A 17,506-nucleotide genomic window follows, 5' to 3' on the forward strand; every position below is an offset into this window, starting at 1 on the left:
ATAAGCGCTTTCATCCTCTCCGCAGGTAATTGTGCTTCCAGAAATTTCTTGATTGTGACCACGCTCTTCACAAAATTGATTTCCATTTGTAGAACCCACAAAAAACAGCTCTAAGCGCCCATTTATTCAAACCTTTGGTGCGTAATAGGTTGTTGCAGTATTTACCAATATGCCTTGTTGCTGTTCCATATTTATTTCTGCGCGCTCAAAGGATACTTTTTCATTTTCTTTTAGCGTTACTGTGCTTGCTGAAAGCGTAGTATCTGCAAATACATTAAGTGATACTGAACTTAAAGTAAGTAGAGCAAGAGTGAATGTCTTCATTATCTTTTCCTTAGTTAAATGTAGAATTACACAAAACATCTTTATTCAATGTGTCTATTAAGCGTGGTAAATATAAGTTTCAACAAGGTTAAGCTTTTATTAAAGTTTAAAATAAGCACTGCATGCCTTTGCATTTTTTACACTATGAAAAAAATTTGAGTTCTACTTTATTCACTAGTTTTAGCCGTCTACGAGTGTTAGTTTAGCGTTAATGAAAATTAAATCTCACGCAATGAATTTAATTTTTAATGTATTAAGGCATCTTTTATGAATCAAATAATGGAACTCACAATGAAAAAAGTAGGATTAGTCGGTTGGCGTGGCATGGTTGGCTCTGTGTTATTAGAGCGTATGAAGCAACAAAGTGATTTTGCACTTATCGACACCACCTTTTTCACCACCTCACAAGCGGGCCAATTAGGCCCAGATATTGCGGGCGAAGCAAAGCCGTTACTCGATGCCAGCAATATTACCGAACTGGCTAAAATGGACATTATTGTTACCTGCCAAGGTGGCGATTACACCAATGCGGTTTATCCACAATTGCGCGAGTCGGGTTGGGATGGTTATTGGATAGATGCAGCGTCGGCACTGCGTATGGCTAACGACAGCATTATAGTACTCGATCCGGTCAATAAAGACGTTATTGAGCAAGGTTTATCACAAGGTGTTAAAACCTTTGTAGGCGGTAACTGTACGGTTTCTCTTATGTTGCTTGCACTGGGCGGTTTATTTGAGCAAGACTTAATAGAATGGGTAAGCCCCATGACCTACCAAGCCGCGTCGGGCGCGGGTGCGCGCAACATGAAAGAGTTAATTGCACAAATGGGCGCAATTCATCAAAGTGTTGCCGAGCAACTTGCAAATCCAAGTGCTGCTATTTTAGAAATAGATAAAATAGTCAGTGAAAAAATGGCCTCGAACCAATTGCCACAGGATCAGTTTGGTGTGCCACTCGCGGGAAGTTTAATTCCGTGGATTGATGTGCCTATGCCAAGTGGTCAAAGTAAAGAAGAGTGGAAAGCGCAAGTTGAAGCGAATAAAATTTTAGGCTCGGCTAAACAACCTATTCCAATAGATGGTTTATGTGTACGTATTGGTGCTATGCGTTGTCATTCACAAGCAATGACTATTAAATTACGCGAAGATATTAGCGTTGCCAAAATAGAGCAAATTTTAGAATCGCATAACGAGTGGGTAAACGTTATTCCTAATGAGCGCGATATTAGCACTACCGACTTAACCCCAGTTAAGGTCACCGGTACACTGAGCATTCCAATTGGGCGTATTCGTAAATTAGCCATGGGGCCTAAATATATTAGCGCCTTTACCGTTGGCGATCAGCTGTTATGGGGTGCTGCAGAGCCGCTACGTCGTATGCTTCGCATAATTGTTGACAGCGAATAATAGCAATTTAATGTAACCGTATAAACGCTCACATTGTTTTATAAAAAGGGTTAGCCATCGGCTAACCCTTTTTTATTTTAAATGCTAAATTAATTATTCTTCAACTTAGGGCTATTAAGCTGGTGGCTGTGAATAATTAATAGCCTTTTTATTAATACTCTTTTTCTTTGAGTAGTGATTTTAGATCAGCAATTTGTGCTTGCAAGGCGTTTACTTGCCCTTGTGTCGCGGGCAGTGAATCGTTATCGGCCAGCTCATCGCGGGCATTTTTATGCTCTTGCGACATCACTTCTAAAATGGCGCCAACCATCATATTTAAAAATACAAACGCGGTTAAAAATATAAAGGTTAAGTAGTAAATCCAGCTAAGTTTATAAACTAGCATGGTTTCGTACATTACGTCGGTCCAATCTTCAAACGTGGCAATTCTGAACAAGGTCAACATAGATATTGATACATCACCCCACAATACTGGGTTTATATGTGCAAACATCATACTGCCTATAGCGGCGTAAATATAAAAAATAACAAACATCAGCAGGGCTATGTAACCCATTTGCGGAATAGCTTTAAGTAAAGCGTTAACTAATAAACGCAGCTCGGGGACCATAGACACCAGCCGCAATACACGAAATATTCGCAATAGGCGTGCAATTAGCATACTTGAGCCAGCCGCGGGGTATAAGCTACCTAGTACAATAAGGGTGTCGAAAATATTCCAACCTTTGGAAAAAAAATCTTTGATACCTTTACTGGCAATAAAGCGAATTACGAGCTCAATTAAAAAGAACGCCGTAATGCCTATATCCATCCAGTTAAGGACAATTTCTACCGTTGGCGGAAGTGAATAGGTGTGAGCACCTACGGTAAGAGCAGAAACAACAATTACAGCAATAACAAATGATTGAAATAGTTTGCTTTTATCTATACGCTGAAACTGCTTTTGCAACTGCGGCAACATCATAATAAGTCCTGTACAAAGTAAGGTTTTTTGAGGCGCTTAATATACAGTTTTTACCTTCTAAAGTGTAAGGAATTTTAATGATTATCAATAAACTAAACGCGAGTTTACTGTTTGTAGCCGGTTTGAGTTTGCTCGCTGGCTGCAGCTCTGATGCACGCTTTCATGAAATACAATCTGCACGTCTTGATGAGTGTAACTACAAAGCAGACAAAGAATATTACGAATGCCTTAAATTACAAGAGGCTAATTTTGAAGAGTTTAAAAAACAACGAGCCGAAAACACTCAGTAACGCTTATTTAATCACTCTTATTAAATAACGGCTATTAAGCGTTATTACTATTTAATTTCAAATATTAATAAATTAAGAGGCTATGGCTAACACATTATGACAAAAACTCAAAAACAGCGTGATAAACAAATACGCCAAGTACTGACAATTGCCTGTGAAAATATAAAACAAACCGATTTTGGCTTTGCTTATTTAACACATACCGTTGATTTAAATAACGAAGCTAACACCTTAAAAGTTCAATGCTATTTTAACGATGACCTAGCGTATCAAAAAAGCGAGTTACATTTTGACGCGCTTAAAAATGAGATCACACAACAGCTTGCAACAATTGGTTTGGCTATTAAAGCAGCGAACATTTCGTTTTTAGTCGATTAACCTTTGTTAGGTTGGTTTGTGTATGCTTGAAGGCTATAATTGGCCAAATTTTTTTTTAGAGTATAAATTATGGCTGTTCCTACTCGTTCGCAAATCTCCCCTGGTACAAAAGTAAATATCGTATTAAAAGAAGATCAACGCAGTGGCACATTAACGCAAGGTGTGGTTGAGCGTTTATTAACAAAGTCACCAAACCATCCTCATGGTATTAAAGTACGTTTAGACGATGGCCAAGTAGGCCGAGTGAAAGAGATCTTATAATGAGCACTTTAACAGAACAGGCTTTTTGGGATTTAGTAACCGCCCCCGATTTAGGGCTCGATCCGCAAAATGTGAGTGATAACTTAAAGCTTAAACTGCACGATTTAACCGATCAGCAGTTAATTGAGTTTGATAAATTCTTTGGTATTTGTATGCGTAAATGCTACACCTGGGATTTATTTGGCGCAGCATTTGTAATGGCCGGTTGTAACGACGAATATGGTTTTAGTGAGTTTAGATGCTGGTTAATATCGCGCGGCGCAGACGTGTTCGAAAACGCTTTACTAAACCCAGATTCAATTGCCGCCTGTACGCCTGTGTATCATGTTAACGAGCAGCCTTATCCGTACATTGATGAATACGACTTAATTGCTGGTTTACTTTACGAGGAGCGTAACGATGACGAACTGCCATTTATTCCCTCAGGAAGTGACGAGCCAAGAGGCAAACGCTTTAAAGACAAAGCTAAGTTTTTAAAGCAAAGCTATCCGCTGTTATTTGCTAAGTACTGGCAGTAATATTTTCACGCCCTAATCGTTTTATTTTTTACTGCGTATAAAAACGCTTAGGGTGTGTAGCGCCTTTTTAAAGCAATACGACTTCTCTCCTTTTAAAGTAAATCTCTGTTATAGTTATAAAAGTTATAAAAATTAAGCAACCAAGCATTTCGCTATTATTTAACCCACTAATTCGAGGATACAACCACTTAATGAAATACTTAACACTTGCTTTATTAGCTATTGCTTTTACCAGCGCTCATGCAGTTGCAACCCCAAGTAATAAAAGCCGTTTTATTCCGCTTTTAAAAACAAAACTGGGTGCCTATGAGGTGGTGTCGGCTAATTCAGCGTTATGCGTTAATAGCCAATTGAGTTTAGTAAATCCAGATAATGAAGATGCCGGTTTTACTTTAGGTGAGCAAATTATTTTTGACTCATTACATAACGGAACACAAACGGTTAAAAAGCCCGATTTTTGTTTTGTTACTAGCTCATTAAAATACAAAATCGACGGCATTGAAAACGGCTTAAGAATGAGTCGCTGCGAAAATCCAGCTAACGAAAAAATAATTAGCCAAAGCATTTACTTTTTAGCTAACGACACACTTAAATATACTTTAAGCCAGCCAAGCGTTGCATGCACTTTTAAAAAAGTGCCCGACAGTCAGTAACGCATAGGTAAGCTATACTTACTCACAATATATTTTGGGTATATCACGCCAGCGCGTGGTGTACTGCGGGGATAAAAAATTCCTGTTCATATGCCAACCTTCATTTAATTTACTGCTTGCTAAACTTAGCATTCCTTTACCATAGCGTTTATTTATTGCATCAAGACAATTCATTAATGGTGGATTGTCGGTGCGTTTATTAAATAAATCGTCTTGTTGAAATTGCTGCGCAATAAGCTCTAAAGCACCTACACCACATTTATAATAGCGAATACCCGGCTGGTATATTTGCTCAAACACTTGCGATACAGCACTAGCCATTACGCAGGTGTCGTTAGTGGGGCTGGCAAATGTATACATATACGACTTTTTATAAAAAACGTTTTCGTGAGACGAGCTCGCCGCAAAAATATAAAGTTGTTTGGTAAGCGATTTTTGCTTTCTTAATTTACTAGCAACCACAGTAACGTGATTAATTAACGCGGTTTTAAGTGCCGTTGGCTCGTATATACGCTCACCAAAGCTTCGGGTCGAAAATATCTCGCGCTTATCTTGGCGTACGTCGTCCCAATTTAAGCAAGGTATGCCATTAAGCTCATTTACAGTGCGCTCTACCACCACACTAAATGCACGGCGCATACTGTTAGGGTTTTGCTGCGCTAATTGCCATGCAGTGTGTATGTTCATTACTTTTAATTTTTTGGCTAAACGCTTACCAATACCCCATATATCTTGGCAACTCATTCTTTGTAAAATAGCTTTACGGCTTGCTTCGCAGTTAATAACAGCAACGCCATTAAATCCGGATAATTTTTTAGCGGCATGGTTTGCCGCTTTTGCTAAAGTAGCCGTAGAGCCAAAGCCAACACCAACGGGGAGCTTAGTTTCGCGCCATACGGTGCGCCTAATAGTGTGCCCGTATGCAAACCAGTCATTAATAATAGGGGGGTAACCGTTAAAGTGTAAAAATGATTCGTCGATACTGTATACGTGTTGCACGTCGCAAAAGCGGCCAATAACGTTCATCATTTTGTCGCTTAAATCTGCATATAATTCATAATTACTAGAGCGAATTACTACGTTATTTTGCGCAAGTAACTGCTTAACTTTAAAGTAAGGCGCAAATTTAGGAATGTTTAAACGCCGAGCAATGGGGCACACCGCGCATATGCAACCGTCGTTATTGGTAAGCACTACCACAGGTTTTGAGCGAATAGCCGGGTCGAATACTTTTTCGGCACTGGCATAAAAAGCCACTGCGTCTACTAGGGCATACATAGCTGTAACTCAGGGCTTTGGCGATGCAGACGAATTGAGCGTGTAACTACGCCCTCAAGCTGAAACTCATCGCAGGATGTTAGTTGTACTGGTTTATACAAAGGTGATGCTGAGAGCAGCCGGGCATTGGTTTTATCAAGTAGCTTACACACAAATAAGCCATTTAAATTAGCAACTATAACGTCGCCATTTTTAGCCTGTTCTGCGCGGTCTACTATTAGCAAGTCGCCTTCAAAAATACCCACATCTTGCATTGAACTGCCAGAGGCAACGCCAATAAAAGTGGCGTCGGGGTGCTTTATTAATAGCTCATCAAGCGATACACCAAGCTCGCTATATGGCGCAGCAGGCGATTCAAACCCGCACACACCCGCTTCTATATAAATGGGAATAACAAACATAAAGATCAACCAAAACGCATATGCTGTACAAGTATACAGTATATGCGTTTTGTTTTACTTTTGCCAAGTAATGAATGAAAGATCACTGCATGTTTTTGATCATTGTTTGTGCGGTATTTAAGAAGTCGTTGATTTGCGTCGAGTTTAAATTTTTACACATTTGCTCGTTAACCTGGCGCTCGGCACTTAGTAATTTGTTAAAAAGCGCAGTGCCAGAGGCAGTAAAAGAAACAATAAAACAGCGTTTATCGTGCTCACTGGCACATTTGTTGATTAAATTTAACGCTAAAAGTTCTTTAATTAAACGGGCAATTTGTGCTTTGTCGCGTTGAGTTTGGGTCACAATATCGTTAGCAGTACACTGCGGCGTTGCTGCAATAATATGCAAGCAACGCACATGCATAGCGTTTAAACCAAGGTCGTTTGCATTAATCGCATCACGCGTTGTTACGCGGTAGCTTTGCATTAGCATAAAGAGTGTATTAGGCAGAGATGATTTCATAGTAGTTACCAAGTAGTTGACAATGTCAATTAAATTGCTATAGTTGATTTTATCAACCAATGGGGCGTTGTGCAAATGTTGCTGCATGCAATTTAAACTTTTTGTAAAACGAGGTAATACATGAGTAGACAAATACGCAAAGCACAGGTGCTAAGTACGAAGCAAATTACACCGCACTTACAACGCATTGTGGTGGGCTCTGATGAATTTAAAGATCTTACGCCAAGTTACATAGGCCACTATGTAAAAGTGTTACTGCCCCATAATGGTGAACTCGATTTAAACATAAAAACGGCGCTTATGCGCTCCTATACAATTAACCATGTTAATGAGCAAACGGGGGCGCTCACGCTCGACTTTGTAATTAATATGCACCAAGGTCCTGCTACAAATTGGGCGCAAACAGCAAAAGTGGGAGACAGCTTAGCCATAGCTGGCCCGGGCCCTAAAAAGCTCGATAATTTTAGCCATTCGCACTACGTACTCCTTGGCGACTTAACCTCAGTTAATGCAGTGAAAGGTTATGCTCAGCAGTTACCGCATAGCGCGAAAATTGATATGTTTATTCATGCTCCTAGCAAGCAAGACATTATTAGTTTAGATACGCCGCGCACTGTAAATTGGCTAGTTACCAATAGCCCAGATGAAAGCATGCTAACGGCATTAAACAATTTAAAAGTAGGCGCACAACCTCCAATTGTTTTTATGGCGCTAGAGGCAGGCTTAGTGCGCAAAGTAAAAACTAAACTTAATGAGCTATACGCCATACCACGTGCGCATATTGTGGCATCGGGTTATTGGAAAAAAGGGTTAAATTCAGAGAGCTATAAACAGCAACGCCAACAAGCGGCACAACCCGCTTAAATATGTTCAGGTTATTTAGTGTTTAGCATTTTTTGTATCTTGAATTACAGGTAACGCACACCCATCTCTAGTTTTTATGCTTGTGGTTATAGCACACCATAAGCATGCCATTTATAGGAGCTGCTATTTTGTTATATAATATTCCTTTTTCGTTATTAGAGCTTGCCCCGATGCCCAAAGGGGCAACGGTATCCGAAACGCTACATAAAAGTACTAAATACGCTCAAAGAGCCGACGAGCTAGGTTTTAATCGCTTTTGGTTAGCAGAGCACCATAATATGCCAGGCATTATATGTGCAGCTACCTCTATTTTAGTGGGCCATATAGCCAGTAAAACCGATCGTATACGTGTAGGTTCGGGGGGGATTATGCTGCCAAATCACTCGCCATTAGTTGTAGCCGAACAATTTGGTACATTAGAGAGCTTATACCCAGGGCGTATTGATTTAGGGCTTGGCCGTGCACCAGGAAGCGATCCTATTACGAGTAGAGCTTTAAACTCAGACATGAGCCGAGCAGAGCGCTTCCCTCAAGAAGTAACCGAACTGCAAACCTTATTAGGGCCGTATAATGGCACTCACCCAATACGCGCTATACCCGGTGAGGACACCAATATACCTATTTGGTTATTAGGCTCAAGCTTGTTTAGCGCGCAACTGGCAGCGCAAAAAGGGTTACCGTATGTGTTTGCAGGGCACTTTGCTCCGCGCTTTTTGTACGATGCCATAGAGCTGTATAAGCGCGAATTTAAACCTTCAAAGGTGCTTGATAAGCCATACATAATGCTGGCATTACCGCTGGTGGCTGCCGATACCGACGAAGAAGCACAATACCTATCGACCACTTCGCAACAACGGGTACTTGCGTTAATGCGTGGCAGCGAATTATGGCTGCAACCACCTGTTGACTCTATGGATGGCCTATGGAGTGAGCAAGAACGCGTACAAGTGGAAAACTTTTTAAGTTTAAGTGTAATAGGTGGGCATGTAAGTATAAGACACAAGTTAGAAATGATAGTAAAAGAGCTGGGCGTTGATGAATTTATATTTACCAACGATTTATACGACAGCGAAAAACGCCATAGAGCTATCGAAATTTTAATGGAATTAAAACGTTAAGTTTCATTTAGTTAAGCAGGCGTACACCTTGCGCCTGCTATATTATAAGCGAAATCTAAACTAGTTTTGCTTATAGGCAACATCAATCTGTATTTTGGGAACTCATCTAAGCCACTCCCAAATAACAGCAAATAAATTACCCTAGCGCATTCGCTTTAAGCGATTAAACTAATAGATTTAATCAAATTTTATAGTGATTAATTACCCACTATAATTAAAACCACAAAACGTTATAACCCTATAACGCTACTTTTTACAGAAAGGTGCACCGTGAACTCGCTAAATAATGTAATCCCTAATTCAGTTAACAAAGCTGCGCAGCCAAAAATTGCGCTGATTGCTGAAGGTGGCGGACAGCGAGGTATATTTACAGCCGGTGTACTCGATGCGTGGTTAGAGCAAGACTACGACCCATTTGATTTATTTATTGGTACTTCTGCGGGCTCGCAAAACTTAACTAGTTTTTTAGCAAGGCAAAAAGGCTATGCAAAGCGTTTGATCAGAGGGCTGTCGCGTAATAAAAACTTTTTTCAATTAGGCCGTGGTTTAATTGGTAAGCACATAATGGACTTAGACTGGTACTTTGATAAAACCACTGAGGTGAATCGGAGTTTAGATTTTAAAACAGCCAAAAATAACTTAGGGGATCGTGAACTGCTTATTACAGCAACTAACTCACGAGATCGCAAACCGTACTTTTTAGCGCCTACAGGCGAGAGCAAGCAATGGCGTGAGCTATTAAAAGCATCAAGTGCGTTACCATTTTTGTATAAGCAAGGTGTAAAACTAACACCTTGGATGAATACTTTAGCAGCTAACGAAGCCGAGCTTGCCTTAGAGCAAGTAGAGCCAGCAGTAGCCGACTTTTACTTAGATGGCGGCCTTGCAGCACCTTTACCTGTACGTGAAGCCTATAACCGAGGCGCACGTAAAATAGTGGTGATCCGCACGGTCGATATTAACTTTCAAGTACAATCGGCATGGGTAAATAAACTAAGAGCATTTGTGTGCGCGTCAGGCTATTGTCCTAAAACCATAGATTATTTACTACAGCACGAACAAGCATACCAAGAAGAGTTGGAGTTTATTGCAAACCCACCAGAGGATGTTGAAATTATACAAATTTTTGCAACCGAAAAACTGCATAGCAAATTACTTGGCAGTTCAGATAACGATTTACGTTTTGATCACAAACTTGGTTTACAGGCAGGGCGTGCTTATTTAGCAGAGCAAAACCCGCAAATTTGGGATCATAGCCATAATCAAGCATTGCAGTACTGTTATAACTAAATATAACTAAATTAAGGGGGTTATTTACTCAATTGAATTGAGGTAATAAATAACCTCTTTGCTGGCGTATGTAATGCACGCCAGCATTTTATTTTAAGTAGACGAAAGCAAAATACTGGTTTCGCTATTTAAAATACCGTCTATTTCCCTTACTTGCCTAAGCACCCCATCAAATTCACTTAAGTTAGCAGCTTGAATTTCGGCTACTAAATCCCATGCACCGTTAGTGGTGTGCAATTTAGTTAGCTCAGGAATACCGCGCATCGTTTTTATAACTTGCGAGGTCGACTTACCTACCACTTCTACCATCATAATTGCTCTGACTGCTTCGGTTTCAATGTGCTGATGTACACGCACGGTAAAACCTAAAATTGCCCCTGATGAAAGTAATCTGTCTAACCTATTTTGTACTGTGCCCCGCGACACGTTTAATGTAGTGGCTAAGGTTGAAATAGAAGCGCGGCCGTCTTTTCTAAGTTCGGCTATTAATGCTTTGTCGAGGACGTCGTAAATATAGGGAGTCATAGGGTACGCCATAGGTAAATTTTGATCAAAATACTAAATTTAATCATTACTGCCTAGCAAAATGATAAAAAACAATGCTATTTGTATAACTAATTGCCATTTTAACTGGCGCACCAGAGCGATAAACTGCCTATAAATAATTGCACACACTTACTTATAGAGGTTTTAATGACGCATTTTATAGCACAGCCAAAACAAGGCGTTCCTTTTGTTAGCGTACAAACAATGGCACAGCTTATAAATAAACTCGGCATAGAAAATGTTTTACAACAGCTAACAAAGCGACTAGAAACAGACTTTGCTCGTTGGCAGCAGTTTGATAAATCCCCGCGTTATGCAGCGCATTCACCAGAGGGCGTAATAGAGCTTATGCCAGTGAGCGATGGCGAACTATTTAGCTGTAAGTATGTAAATGGGCATCCTAAAAATACCTTTAGAGAGCTGCAAACCGTTGCTGCATTTGGTATTTTAGCCGATGTAGATAGCGGTTATCCGGTTATGATCAGCGAAATGTGCCTACTTACCGCACTAAGAACTGCAGCCACTTCAGCATTAGTCGCCAAATATTTAGCCCCTGAAAATGCAACCACACTAACGCTAATTGGTAACGGTGCGCAGTCTGAGTTTCAGGCGTTGGCATTTAAAAGTGTACTGGGTATTACTCATATTCGTTTATACGATATAGACCCAAGTGCGTCGCAAAAAGCCTTTAATAACCTCACTGCCTATGGCTTAAACGTCACTATTTGTAACAGTGCTGCAGAGGCTGTAAAAGGCGCGCACATAATAACAACCTGCACTGCGGATAAAACCAATGCCACAATTTTAACCAGCGAGATGATCCCACAAGGCGTGCATATAAATGCCATTGGTGGCGACTGCCCAGGTAAAACAGAGTTAGATGCAAAGCTGTTGGAACGCGCCGCTGTATTTGTAGAGTACGAGCCACAAACACGCATTGAAGGTGAAATTCAACAAATGAGTGCAGATTTTGCTGTAACCGAATTTCATCAAGTTATTAATGGGCAAGCTTGCGGGCGTGAAAGCCAGCAACAACTAACTATTTTTGATGGCGTGGGCTTTGCCAGCGAAGACTTTACGGCATTAGCGTTTATTCGCGATCAGCTCATTGCAACGGGGCAGTACAGTTTGCTTGATTTAATTACCCAGCAAGCCGATCCGCGTAATTTGTTTTCGGTTTTAACCACTGAGCATACGCAGCAAGAGAGTGTGGCATAAGTATGGTAAACCAAGCCCCTAATAGTATTGTGATGGTTCGCCCACATCATTTTACCTCTAACCCGCAAACTATGCGTGATAACACATTTCAGCGAAGTTGTTTAACAACAGATCAAAGCTTACATGCGTATAACGAAGTAACCAATGCAGTAGAAGTGTTAAAGCAAGAAGGGATCCTCGTTCACCTTTTTGAAGACCAGCATAAAGATACGCCCGACTCGGTATTTCCTAATAATTGGTTTACTACTCACCAAAATGGCGAAATACTAACCTATCCAATGTACGCAAAAAGCAGAAGAGCAGAATATCGCAAAGATATTATTGATTTTTTAACGGATCAATATAAAGTGTCTTCAGTGACTGATTATTCATTTTTAGCGAAAGAAAATTCATTCTTAGAAGGCACTGGTTCACTGGTTATTGATCATCAATATAAGTTTGCTTATGCGGTTGAATCAAAGCGAACGACACAGTCAGTTGTTAACACAGTATGCGAGCAATTAAAGCTAACCCCGGTGGTTTTTAATGCCTACGATATGCAAGGCACAGCGGTTTACCATACCAATGTATTAATGTGTGTTGCTACAGAGTTTGCCATGATTGGCTTAGACATGGTGCCAAACGAACAGCGCAGGCAGCTAGTAAGCCATTTATTGCAAAGCTATCATCAAGTCATTGAGTTATCGGGCGATCAAATTAATAACTTTTGCGGCAATGCCATTGAGTTACAGGGTAAAAGCGGACGGATTTTAGCGTTATCAGCAACGGCTTTTAAAGCACTTACTGCAGCGCAAATTAAGGTAATAGAAAAAAGTGCCAAATTGGTGCCTTTACCTATTCCTACCATTGAATCTGCTGGTGGCTCAGTAAGGTGTATGATCGCTGGCATTCATTTACCAACAAAGTAAATGTATAAAATTTAATAGTATAAGGCAGTGTTACTGCCTTTATTATTTTATAACGTATATTTGTGTCGCTTGCAGTGCCTATTTAAATAAGAAATATAACAAGGAATTAGCAATGTTCGATACCGTAGTAAAAAGTGTAAATGGTATTTTATGGGGAGAGGGCCAAGTCCTCATTTACATTTTATTGTTTGCTGGTATTTGGTTTTCGGTGCGTTTAAAAGCCATTCAAATACTTAAATTTAAACATATGTTTAGTTTACTAAAAGGCAGCAGCAAATGTAAAAAAGGCGACATATCATCATTTCAAGCGCTGTGTACTGGTTTATGTGCGCGGGTAGGCACGGGTAACTTAGCAGGTGTTGCCGTTGCTATATCATTGGGTGGCAGTGGTGCCATTTTTTGGATGTGGGTTATTGCCATATTAGGCATGGCCACAGGCTTTGCCGAAAGTGTATTAGGTCAAGTATATAAAGTGCGCGACAGCCAAGGCGAGTTTAGAGGCGGCCCTGCGTATTATATTCAACAAGGATTAGGCAATCGAGCCTTCGCTATTACTTTTGCACTGTGCTTATTTTTAGGTTACGGCTTTACCTTTAGCGCCATGCAAACCAACACCATTACCGATGCACTTAATTTTGCCTTCGAAATTCCAACCTTTTACTCTGGATTAGTGATCACTGTGTTAGCCGGCTCTATTATTGTGGGTGGTTTTAAAGCAATCGCTCGCTTTGCTGAGCGCGTAGTACCGGTAATGGGCATAGTGTTTGTGCTTGTTGCAGTTATTATTACTTTAATAAACTTCACCCAAGTGCCTGCTATGCTTAAAGATATATTTTTATCAGCATTTGGGCTGCAAGAAGCAGGTGCAGGCGCGATGGGCGCAGCAATAAAAAATGGTATTCAACGTGGCCTTTATTCAAACGAAGCGGGCGCGGGCAGTGTGCCACATGCTTCAGCCAGTGCAAGCCCACTGCCTAATCATCCGGTAACACAGGGCTACATTCAAATGTTAGGGGTGTTTTTCGACACCATAGTATTGTGTAGTTGTACTGCGGTTATTATTTTACTTGCCGATATAGACATAAGCGGCGAAATGGAAGGTATACGTTTAACGCAAAGCGCCATGACCGCTCATTTAGCGCAAGGGGGTGTGTACTTTGTAGCAGCCGCCATTACCTTGTTTGCCTTTACGTCTGTAGTAGCCAACTACGCTTACGCAGAAAGTAACTTGCACTTATTTAAACTCGATAACAAAATGGGCCGTGGTATTTATACTTTGCTTTATTTATCAATGATGTTGTGGGGCGCGTCGGCCACATTAAAGCAAGTATGGGATTTAGCCGATATTGCTTTAGGTTTAATGACAGTGGTTAACGTTATCGCTATTATATTGCTAACCCCAACAATATTAGCAGTTACTCGCGATTATCATACGCAACGCGAAAAAGGCTTAGAGCCCGAATTTAAAGTAAATGATGTAAAAGTACAGGGTAAATGCGAAACCGGCATTTGGGACTAGTTAACGTATATTAAGTCACTTTTAGCATTAATAAACGGTTTTATGGCAGCATAAAATCGTTTTTATTTTTGCATAACTATTCTATTTTTAGCCTGGTTATATACAAAGTAATTAACAAGTATATGCCATTAAATAGAAATAAGCAGCGCAATTAAACACAGATTTTATAGGCTAAATTTTTAGATGATCAACATTTACGCAGGTAAAACTGCTGCAAAAATAATAAACGAACAGGGGCTTAAACCCGAATTATTCAGCTCATTTTTAGGTGCCAGCGGCGGGCCAAAATGGTTTACCTTGTTTGGCTTAGACAAGTATATATTTGGTGAGTTTTTTAAAAACCATAGCCAATCGCTTAACTTAATTGGTTCATCGGCCGGTGCATTTCGCTCAGCGTGTTTTGCCCAAAACGATCCGGTTGCAGCAATTGAACGTTTAGCCACATCGTATTCGCAAACGCGCTATTCTAGTAATAAACCTACCCCCGCAGAAATAACATTAAAAGCCCGCGCACTGCTTGAAGATGTTTTTGGCAATAATGGCGTGGCCGAAATTATAAACAACCCCGTATTTAAAGCACATTTTATAGTGGCAAAATCGAATGGATTTATAGCCAGTGAAAATAAATTATTACAGCTTATGGGTTTATCAAAAAGTTATATGCTTAATCGAGTAAACCGAAAATATTTAGGATCGCAATATGAGCGTTTTATATTTGGCCCCGCAACAAGCGACTTATCAATTACCGACAGCTATAATTTTAAAACACAAAAAATAGCGCTTAACCAAAATAATTTAAAAGATGCATTACTTGCATCGGGTTCTATACCTTTAGTTATGCAAGGGATTAAAAATATTGCAGGAACACCCGCAGGCATGTATCGCGATGGCGGAATTATTGACTACCACTTTGATTTAAAAATTAACAACCCAGGACTCATTTTATATCCACACTTTAATAGCGACCCAAAAGCAGGGTGGTTTGATAAAAATTTAAAACGTAAAGTATCACCACTTAATTACGATAACGTGGTGATGATCACGCCATCAAAAGAATTTATAGCAGGCTTACCCTACGGGAAAATTCCAGATAGAAATGATTTTACAGATCTAGATGCCGACACACGTATTAAATATTGGAATACAGTATTTAGTGAAACAGAAAGATTAGCAGAGGCGTTTGATGAGAAGTTATATAATAATTTTAAAATAATACCAGTTGAATAAATAGCCAGTTTTGCTGATGCAATGAAGCATTTATTGTTATATAAAAGGGCTAGTTTACATCGCGATTATATAGTGATGTAAATTAGCCCTATGGTTGGTTTTGATTGCTGTGTATTTAAATAAAATCACGGAATCGATGGGTTATTGGGATATTTCCTCTATATATTCTTGAAGCCTGGCTTGCGCATTTTCTTCACCAAATAGAATATGACATACCTCTTGTAGCCCCGGATCAGAGAGGATATCTTCTTTACGTACAACCAGTGATATTTTAGAGCGGCGACGTAAAAAATCACTTAGTTTAGTTACCATTTCTCGTTCGGCAGCATGTTCAATTTCAACACGTAAATACTCTGAATTTTTAATTAGAAGCTCAGCTTTTTCAGGAACTTCTCGAATTTTTTCTAACATGTTAATTGCATTTCTTCCGTAACGTCTCCAAAAGCGTTTGCTGAGTACTTCAGTAGATGTTTTGGGAGTTAAGCCGTCTAAATTCATTAGCTTAGCACGATGCATAAATTCATTTTTGACAGTATCGTCAGGCTCGCCGTACCATTTGTAATCCTCGTAAGGAAGGTTAATACCAAGCTTTTTGATTAACTCAGCAACTTCATCACCGACATTGATACAATCAGTTAATTTCCCACCAAATATAGAAAGGTATTTTTTCTCATAGTTAGTGTCGATTGCGTGTTTGCGCGATAATTGCACCCAGTCAGCCTTACCATTACCATCTTTTTTAATTGCTAATGGCCTTACACCACATCGTTCAGCTATTATATCGTCTTTTGTGAGCTGTTTATCCAGTTCTAGTAACTTGTTCGCATTATCTAACACAAACTTTCTATCTTCATCAGTAACATGCGAATGTGGGCTTTCAACTTGTGTATCAGTTGTACCAATACAAGTTTTAGGTCCCATAGGGATCACGAAGAATAGTCTGCCATCGTCAGCAAAAAATGTAAGTACTTTATTACTGCTAGTAATTTTATCAACAATAAGGTGAATACCTTTTGAAAATAAATGGTGATGTGCTGTAGTTTGACTGTTAGTAATATTAATAGGATCAACAAAAGGGCCTGCGGCGTTTATAATTACTTTAGAACGTATCGAAAATTGTTCTTTCGTTATTTCGTCCATTGCATTTGTTGTCCAAATATCATCTGTACGGTTTGAGCCTTGTGCACTTACATAGTTAGCACCGATACAGCCATGGCTCATACTAGAGCGAATAAAGTTAAAAACAAACCGGGCATCGTTGTCTAATAAAAAGCTGTCTGAATACTCAAAACCGGCTTCTACATTTGTAGTGTTGACGACTGGCTCTAATGATTTAATTTTTTTTGCATTAAGGTAGCGAGGCGATTGTGTAAAAAATCGGCCCATAAACCAATAGACGATTGTTCCTAAATAGACAAAGAAAGCTGGGAATCTAAAGCCTTTTTGAATACTGGTAAAAAAACGAATTTCTTTAACTGTCGATGGGTAGCTGCGCATTAAATGGTTTCTACTTTTACATAGTTTATTTACCAAGTTATATTCATGGCTTTCTAAATACTTTATGCCGCCCCAGGCCAAGTTAGATGAGTTTGAACTAGTGAAACCAGCGAAATCTCCTTTATCGATTAATGCAACTTTGGCGCCTTTTGCAGCTAATGCTGCAGCTGATACTGCACCATTAATACCCCCTCCAATTATCAATACATCGAATATATCTTGAGGAAGTTTTTTTATATTATTCTTTCTCAGTTGGCTCATTTTTTGGATTACCTATTATTAATTACTAGCCTTTTATATCTACTTGGTTAGGTTATTTTCGTACAAGCTAGAGCTATAAAAG

20 protein-coding genes are annotated in these 17,506 nt (G+C 39.7%); 13 read left to right on the forward strand and 7 right to left on the reverse strand.

Annotated elements, in window-relative coordinates:
• Window positions 1–126: 126 nt before the first annotated feature.
• Complete coding sequence (locus tag PNIG_RS20235; RefSeq protein WP_231618002.1) at window positions 127–324, reverse strand: hypothetical protein; 198 nt, start codon at window positions 322–324, stop codon at window positions 127–129.
• Between the two features lie 267 nt (window positions 325–591).
• Between PNIG_RS20235 and asd the strand changes: the two genes are divergently transcribed.
• Entirely contained in the window at window positions 592–1,731 is a 1,140-nt protein-coding gene (gene asd, locus PNIG_RS19405; protein WP_089369300.1) for an aspartate-semialdehyde dehydrogenase, read from the forward strand.
• 151 nt (window positions 1,732–1,882) lie between these two features.
• Here asd and PNIG_RS19410 read toward each other — a convergent pair whose 3' ends face one another.
• Complete coding sequence (locus PNIG_RS19410) at window positions 1,883–2,692, reverse strand: ion transporter (protein WP_172459253.1); 810 nt, start codon at window positions 2,690–2,692, stop codon at window positions 1,883–1,885.
• 80 nt (window positions 2,693–2,772) lie between these two features.
• On the opposite strand from PNIG_RS19410, the gene PNIG_RS19415 reads away from it, so the two are divergent.
• From PNIG_RS19415 to PNIG_RS19435, 5 genes are all read left to right on the forward strand, one after another.
• Complete coding sequence (locus PNIG_RS19415) at window positions 2,773–2,985, forward strand: hypothetical protein (protein ID WP_011330154.1); 213 nt, start codon at window positions 2,773–2,775, stop codon at window positions 2,983–2,985.
• A 96-nt stretch (window positions 2,986–3,081) separates the two neighbouring features.
• Complete coding sequence (locus PNIG_RS19420) at window positions 3,082–3,363, forward strand: hypothetical protein (RefSeq protein WP_011330155.1); 282 nt, start codon at window positions 3,082–3,084, stop codon at window positions 3,361–3,363.
• 69 nt (window positions 3,364–3,432) lie between these two features.
• Window positions 3,433–3,624, forward strand: coding sequence for a YwbE family protein (locus PNIG_RS19425; protein WP_011330156.1), 192 nt, complete (start codon window positions 3,433–3,435; stop codon window positions 3,622–3,624).
• Window positions 3,624–4,142, forward strand: coding sequence for a DUF4240 domain-containing protein (locus tag PNIG_RS19430; protein WP_086999126.1), 519 nt, complete (start codon window positions 3,624–3,626; stop codon window positions 4,140–4,142). Before PNIG_RS19425 ends, PNIG_RS19430 begins: the two co-directional genes overlap by 1 nt.
• 191 nt (window positions 4,143–4,333) lie before the next feature.
• Window positions 4,334–4,795 (forward strand): hypothetical protein, encoded by a 462-nt coding sequence (locus PNIG_RS19435; RefSeq protein ID WP_089369301.1) that lies wholly within the window; start codon window positions 4,334–4,336, stop codon window positions 4,793–4,795.
• A gap of 18 nt (window positions 4,796–4,813) precedes the next feature.
• Here PNIG_RS19435 and PNIG_RS19440 read toward each other — a convergent pair whose 3' ends face one another.
• The 3 genes from PNIG_RS19440 to PNIG_RS19450 all read right to left on the reverse strand — a co-directional run bounded on the left by PNIG_RS19440 (window position 4,814) and on the right by PNIG_RS19450 (window position 6,976).
• Window positions 4,814–6,073, reverse strand: coding sequence for a Y-family DNA polymerase (locus PNIG_RS19440; protein ID WP_089369302.1), 1,260 nt, complete (start codon window positions 6,071–6,073; stop codon window positions 4,814–4,816).
• Entirely contained in the window at window positions 6,061–6,474 is a 414-nt protein-coding gene (gene umuD / locus PNIG_RS19445; protein WP_086999133.1) for a translesion error-prone DNA polymerase V autoproteolytic subunit, read from the reverse strand. Before umuD ends, PNIG_RS19440 begins: the two co-directional genes overlap by 13 nt.
• 82 nt (window positions 6,475–6,556) lie before the next feature.
• A complete protein-coding gene (locus PNIG_RS19450) occupies window positions 6,557–6,976 on the reverse strand; it encodes a MarR family winged helix-turn-helix transcriptional regulator (protein WP_086999137.1) in 420 nt (139 codons plus the stop codon).
• A 120-nt stretch (window positions 6,977–7,096) separates the two neighbouring features.
• Here PNIG_RS19450 and PNIG_RS19455 point away from each other — a divergent pair, with 120 nt between their 5' ends.
• From PNIG_RS19455 to PNIG_RS19465, 3 genes are all read left to right on the forward strand, one after another.
• A complete protein-coding gene (locus PNIG_RS19455; RefSeq protein WP_089369303.1) occupies window positions 7,097–7,840 on the forward strand; it encodes a siderophore-interacting protein in 744 nt (247 codons plus the stop codon).
• A 128-nt stretch (window positions 7,841–7,968) separates the two neighbouring features.
• Window positions 7,969–8,958, forward strand: coding sequence for an LLM class flavin-dependent oxidoreductase (locus PNIG_RS19460; protein ID WP_089369338.1), 990 nt, complete (start codon window positions 7,969–7,971; stop codon window positions 8,956–8,958).
• A gap of 270 nt (window positions 8,959–9,228) precedes the next feature.
• Window positions 9,229–10,248: a patatin-like phospholipase family protein gene (locus PNIG_RS19465; protein WP_089369304.1), complete on the forward strand. Its 1,020-nt coding sequence runs from the start codon at window positions 9,229–9,231 to the stop codon at window positions 10,246–10,248.
• A gap of 93 nt (window positions 10,249–10,341) precedes the next feature.
• Here the strand turns inward: PNIG_RS19465 and PNIG_RS19470 are convergent, their stop codons facing one another.
• The gene (locus PNIG_RS19470) at window positions 10,342–10,773 is read right to left on the reverse strand and encodes an Lrp/AsnC family transcriptional regulator (protein ID WP_089369305.1); all 432 of its coding nucleotides are present in this window, start codon (window positions 10,771–10,773) and stop codon (window positions 10,342–10,344) included.
• Between the two features lie 168 nt (window positions 10,774–10,941).
• Between PNIG_RS19470 and PNIG_RS19475 the strand changes: the two genes are divergently transcribed.
• The 4 genes from PNIG_RS19475 (at window position 10,942) to PNIG_RS19490 (ending at window position 15,666) form a co-directional block, all read left to right on the forward strand.
• Window positions 10,942–12,012 (forward strand): ornithine cyclodeaminase, encoded by a 1,071-nt coding sequence (locus tag PNIG_RS19475; protein WP_089369306.1) that lies wholly within the window; start codon window positions 10,942–10,944, stop codon window positions 12,010–12,012.
• Window positions 12,009–12,920, forward strand: a complete 912-nt coding sequence (gene ctlX, locus PNIG_RS19480) for a citrulline utilization hydrolase CtlX (protein ID WP_089369307.1) — start codon at window positions 12,009–12,011, stop codon at window positions 12,918–12,920. The genes PNIG_RS19475 and ctlX overlap by 4 nt, the downstream gene beginning before the upstream one ends.
• Before the next feature lie 112 nt (window positions 12,921–13,032).
• Window positions 13,033–14,439 (forward strand): alanine/glycine:cation symporter family protein, encoded by a 1,407-nt coding sequence (locus PNIG_RS19485; RefSeq protein ID WP_011330168.1) that lies wholly within the window; start codon window positions 13,033–13,035, stop codon window positions 14,437–14,439.
• Window positions 14,440–14,622: 183 nt separating this feature from the next.
• Window positions 14,623–15,666 carry a patatin-like phospholipase family protein gene (locus PNIG_RS19490; protein WP_089369308.1) on the forward strand — a complete coding sequence of 348 codons (1,044 nt, stop codon included), beginning with the start codon at window positions 14,623–14,625 and terminating at the stop codon, window positions 15,664–15,666.
• Between the two features lie 141 nt (window positions 15,667–15,807).
• Here PNIG_RS19490 and PNIG_RS19495 read toward each other — a convergent pair whose 3' ends face one another.
• Window positions 15,808–17,424, reverse strand: coding sequence for a glycerol-3-phosphate dehydrogenase/oxidase (locus tag PNIG_RS19495; RefSeq protein WP_008468086.1), 1,617 nt, complete (start codon window positions 17,422–17,424; stop codon window positions 15,808–15,810).
• Window positions 17,425–17,506 lie beyond the last annotated feature (82 nt).

It is taken from the genome of Pseudoalteromonas nigrifaciens, from assembly GCF_002221505.1.
Lineage (GTDB): Bacteria > Pseudomonadota > Gammaproteobacteria > Enterobacterales > Alteromonadaceae > Pseudoalteromonas > Pseudoalteromonas nigrifaciens.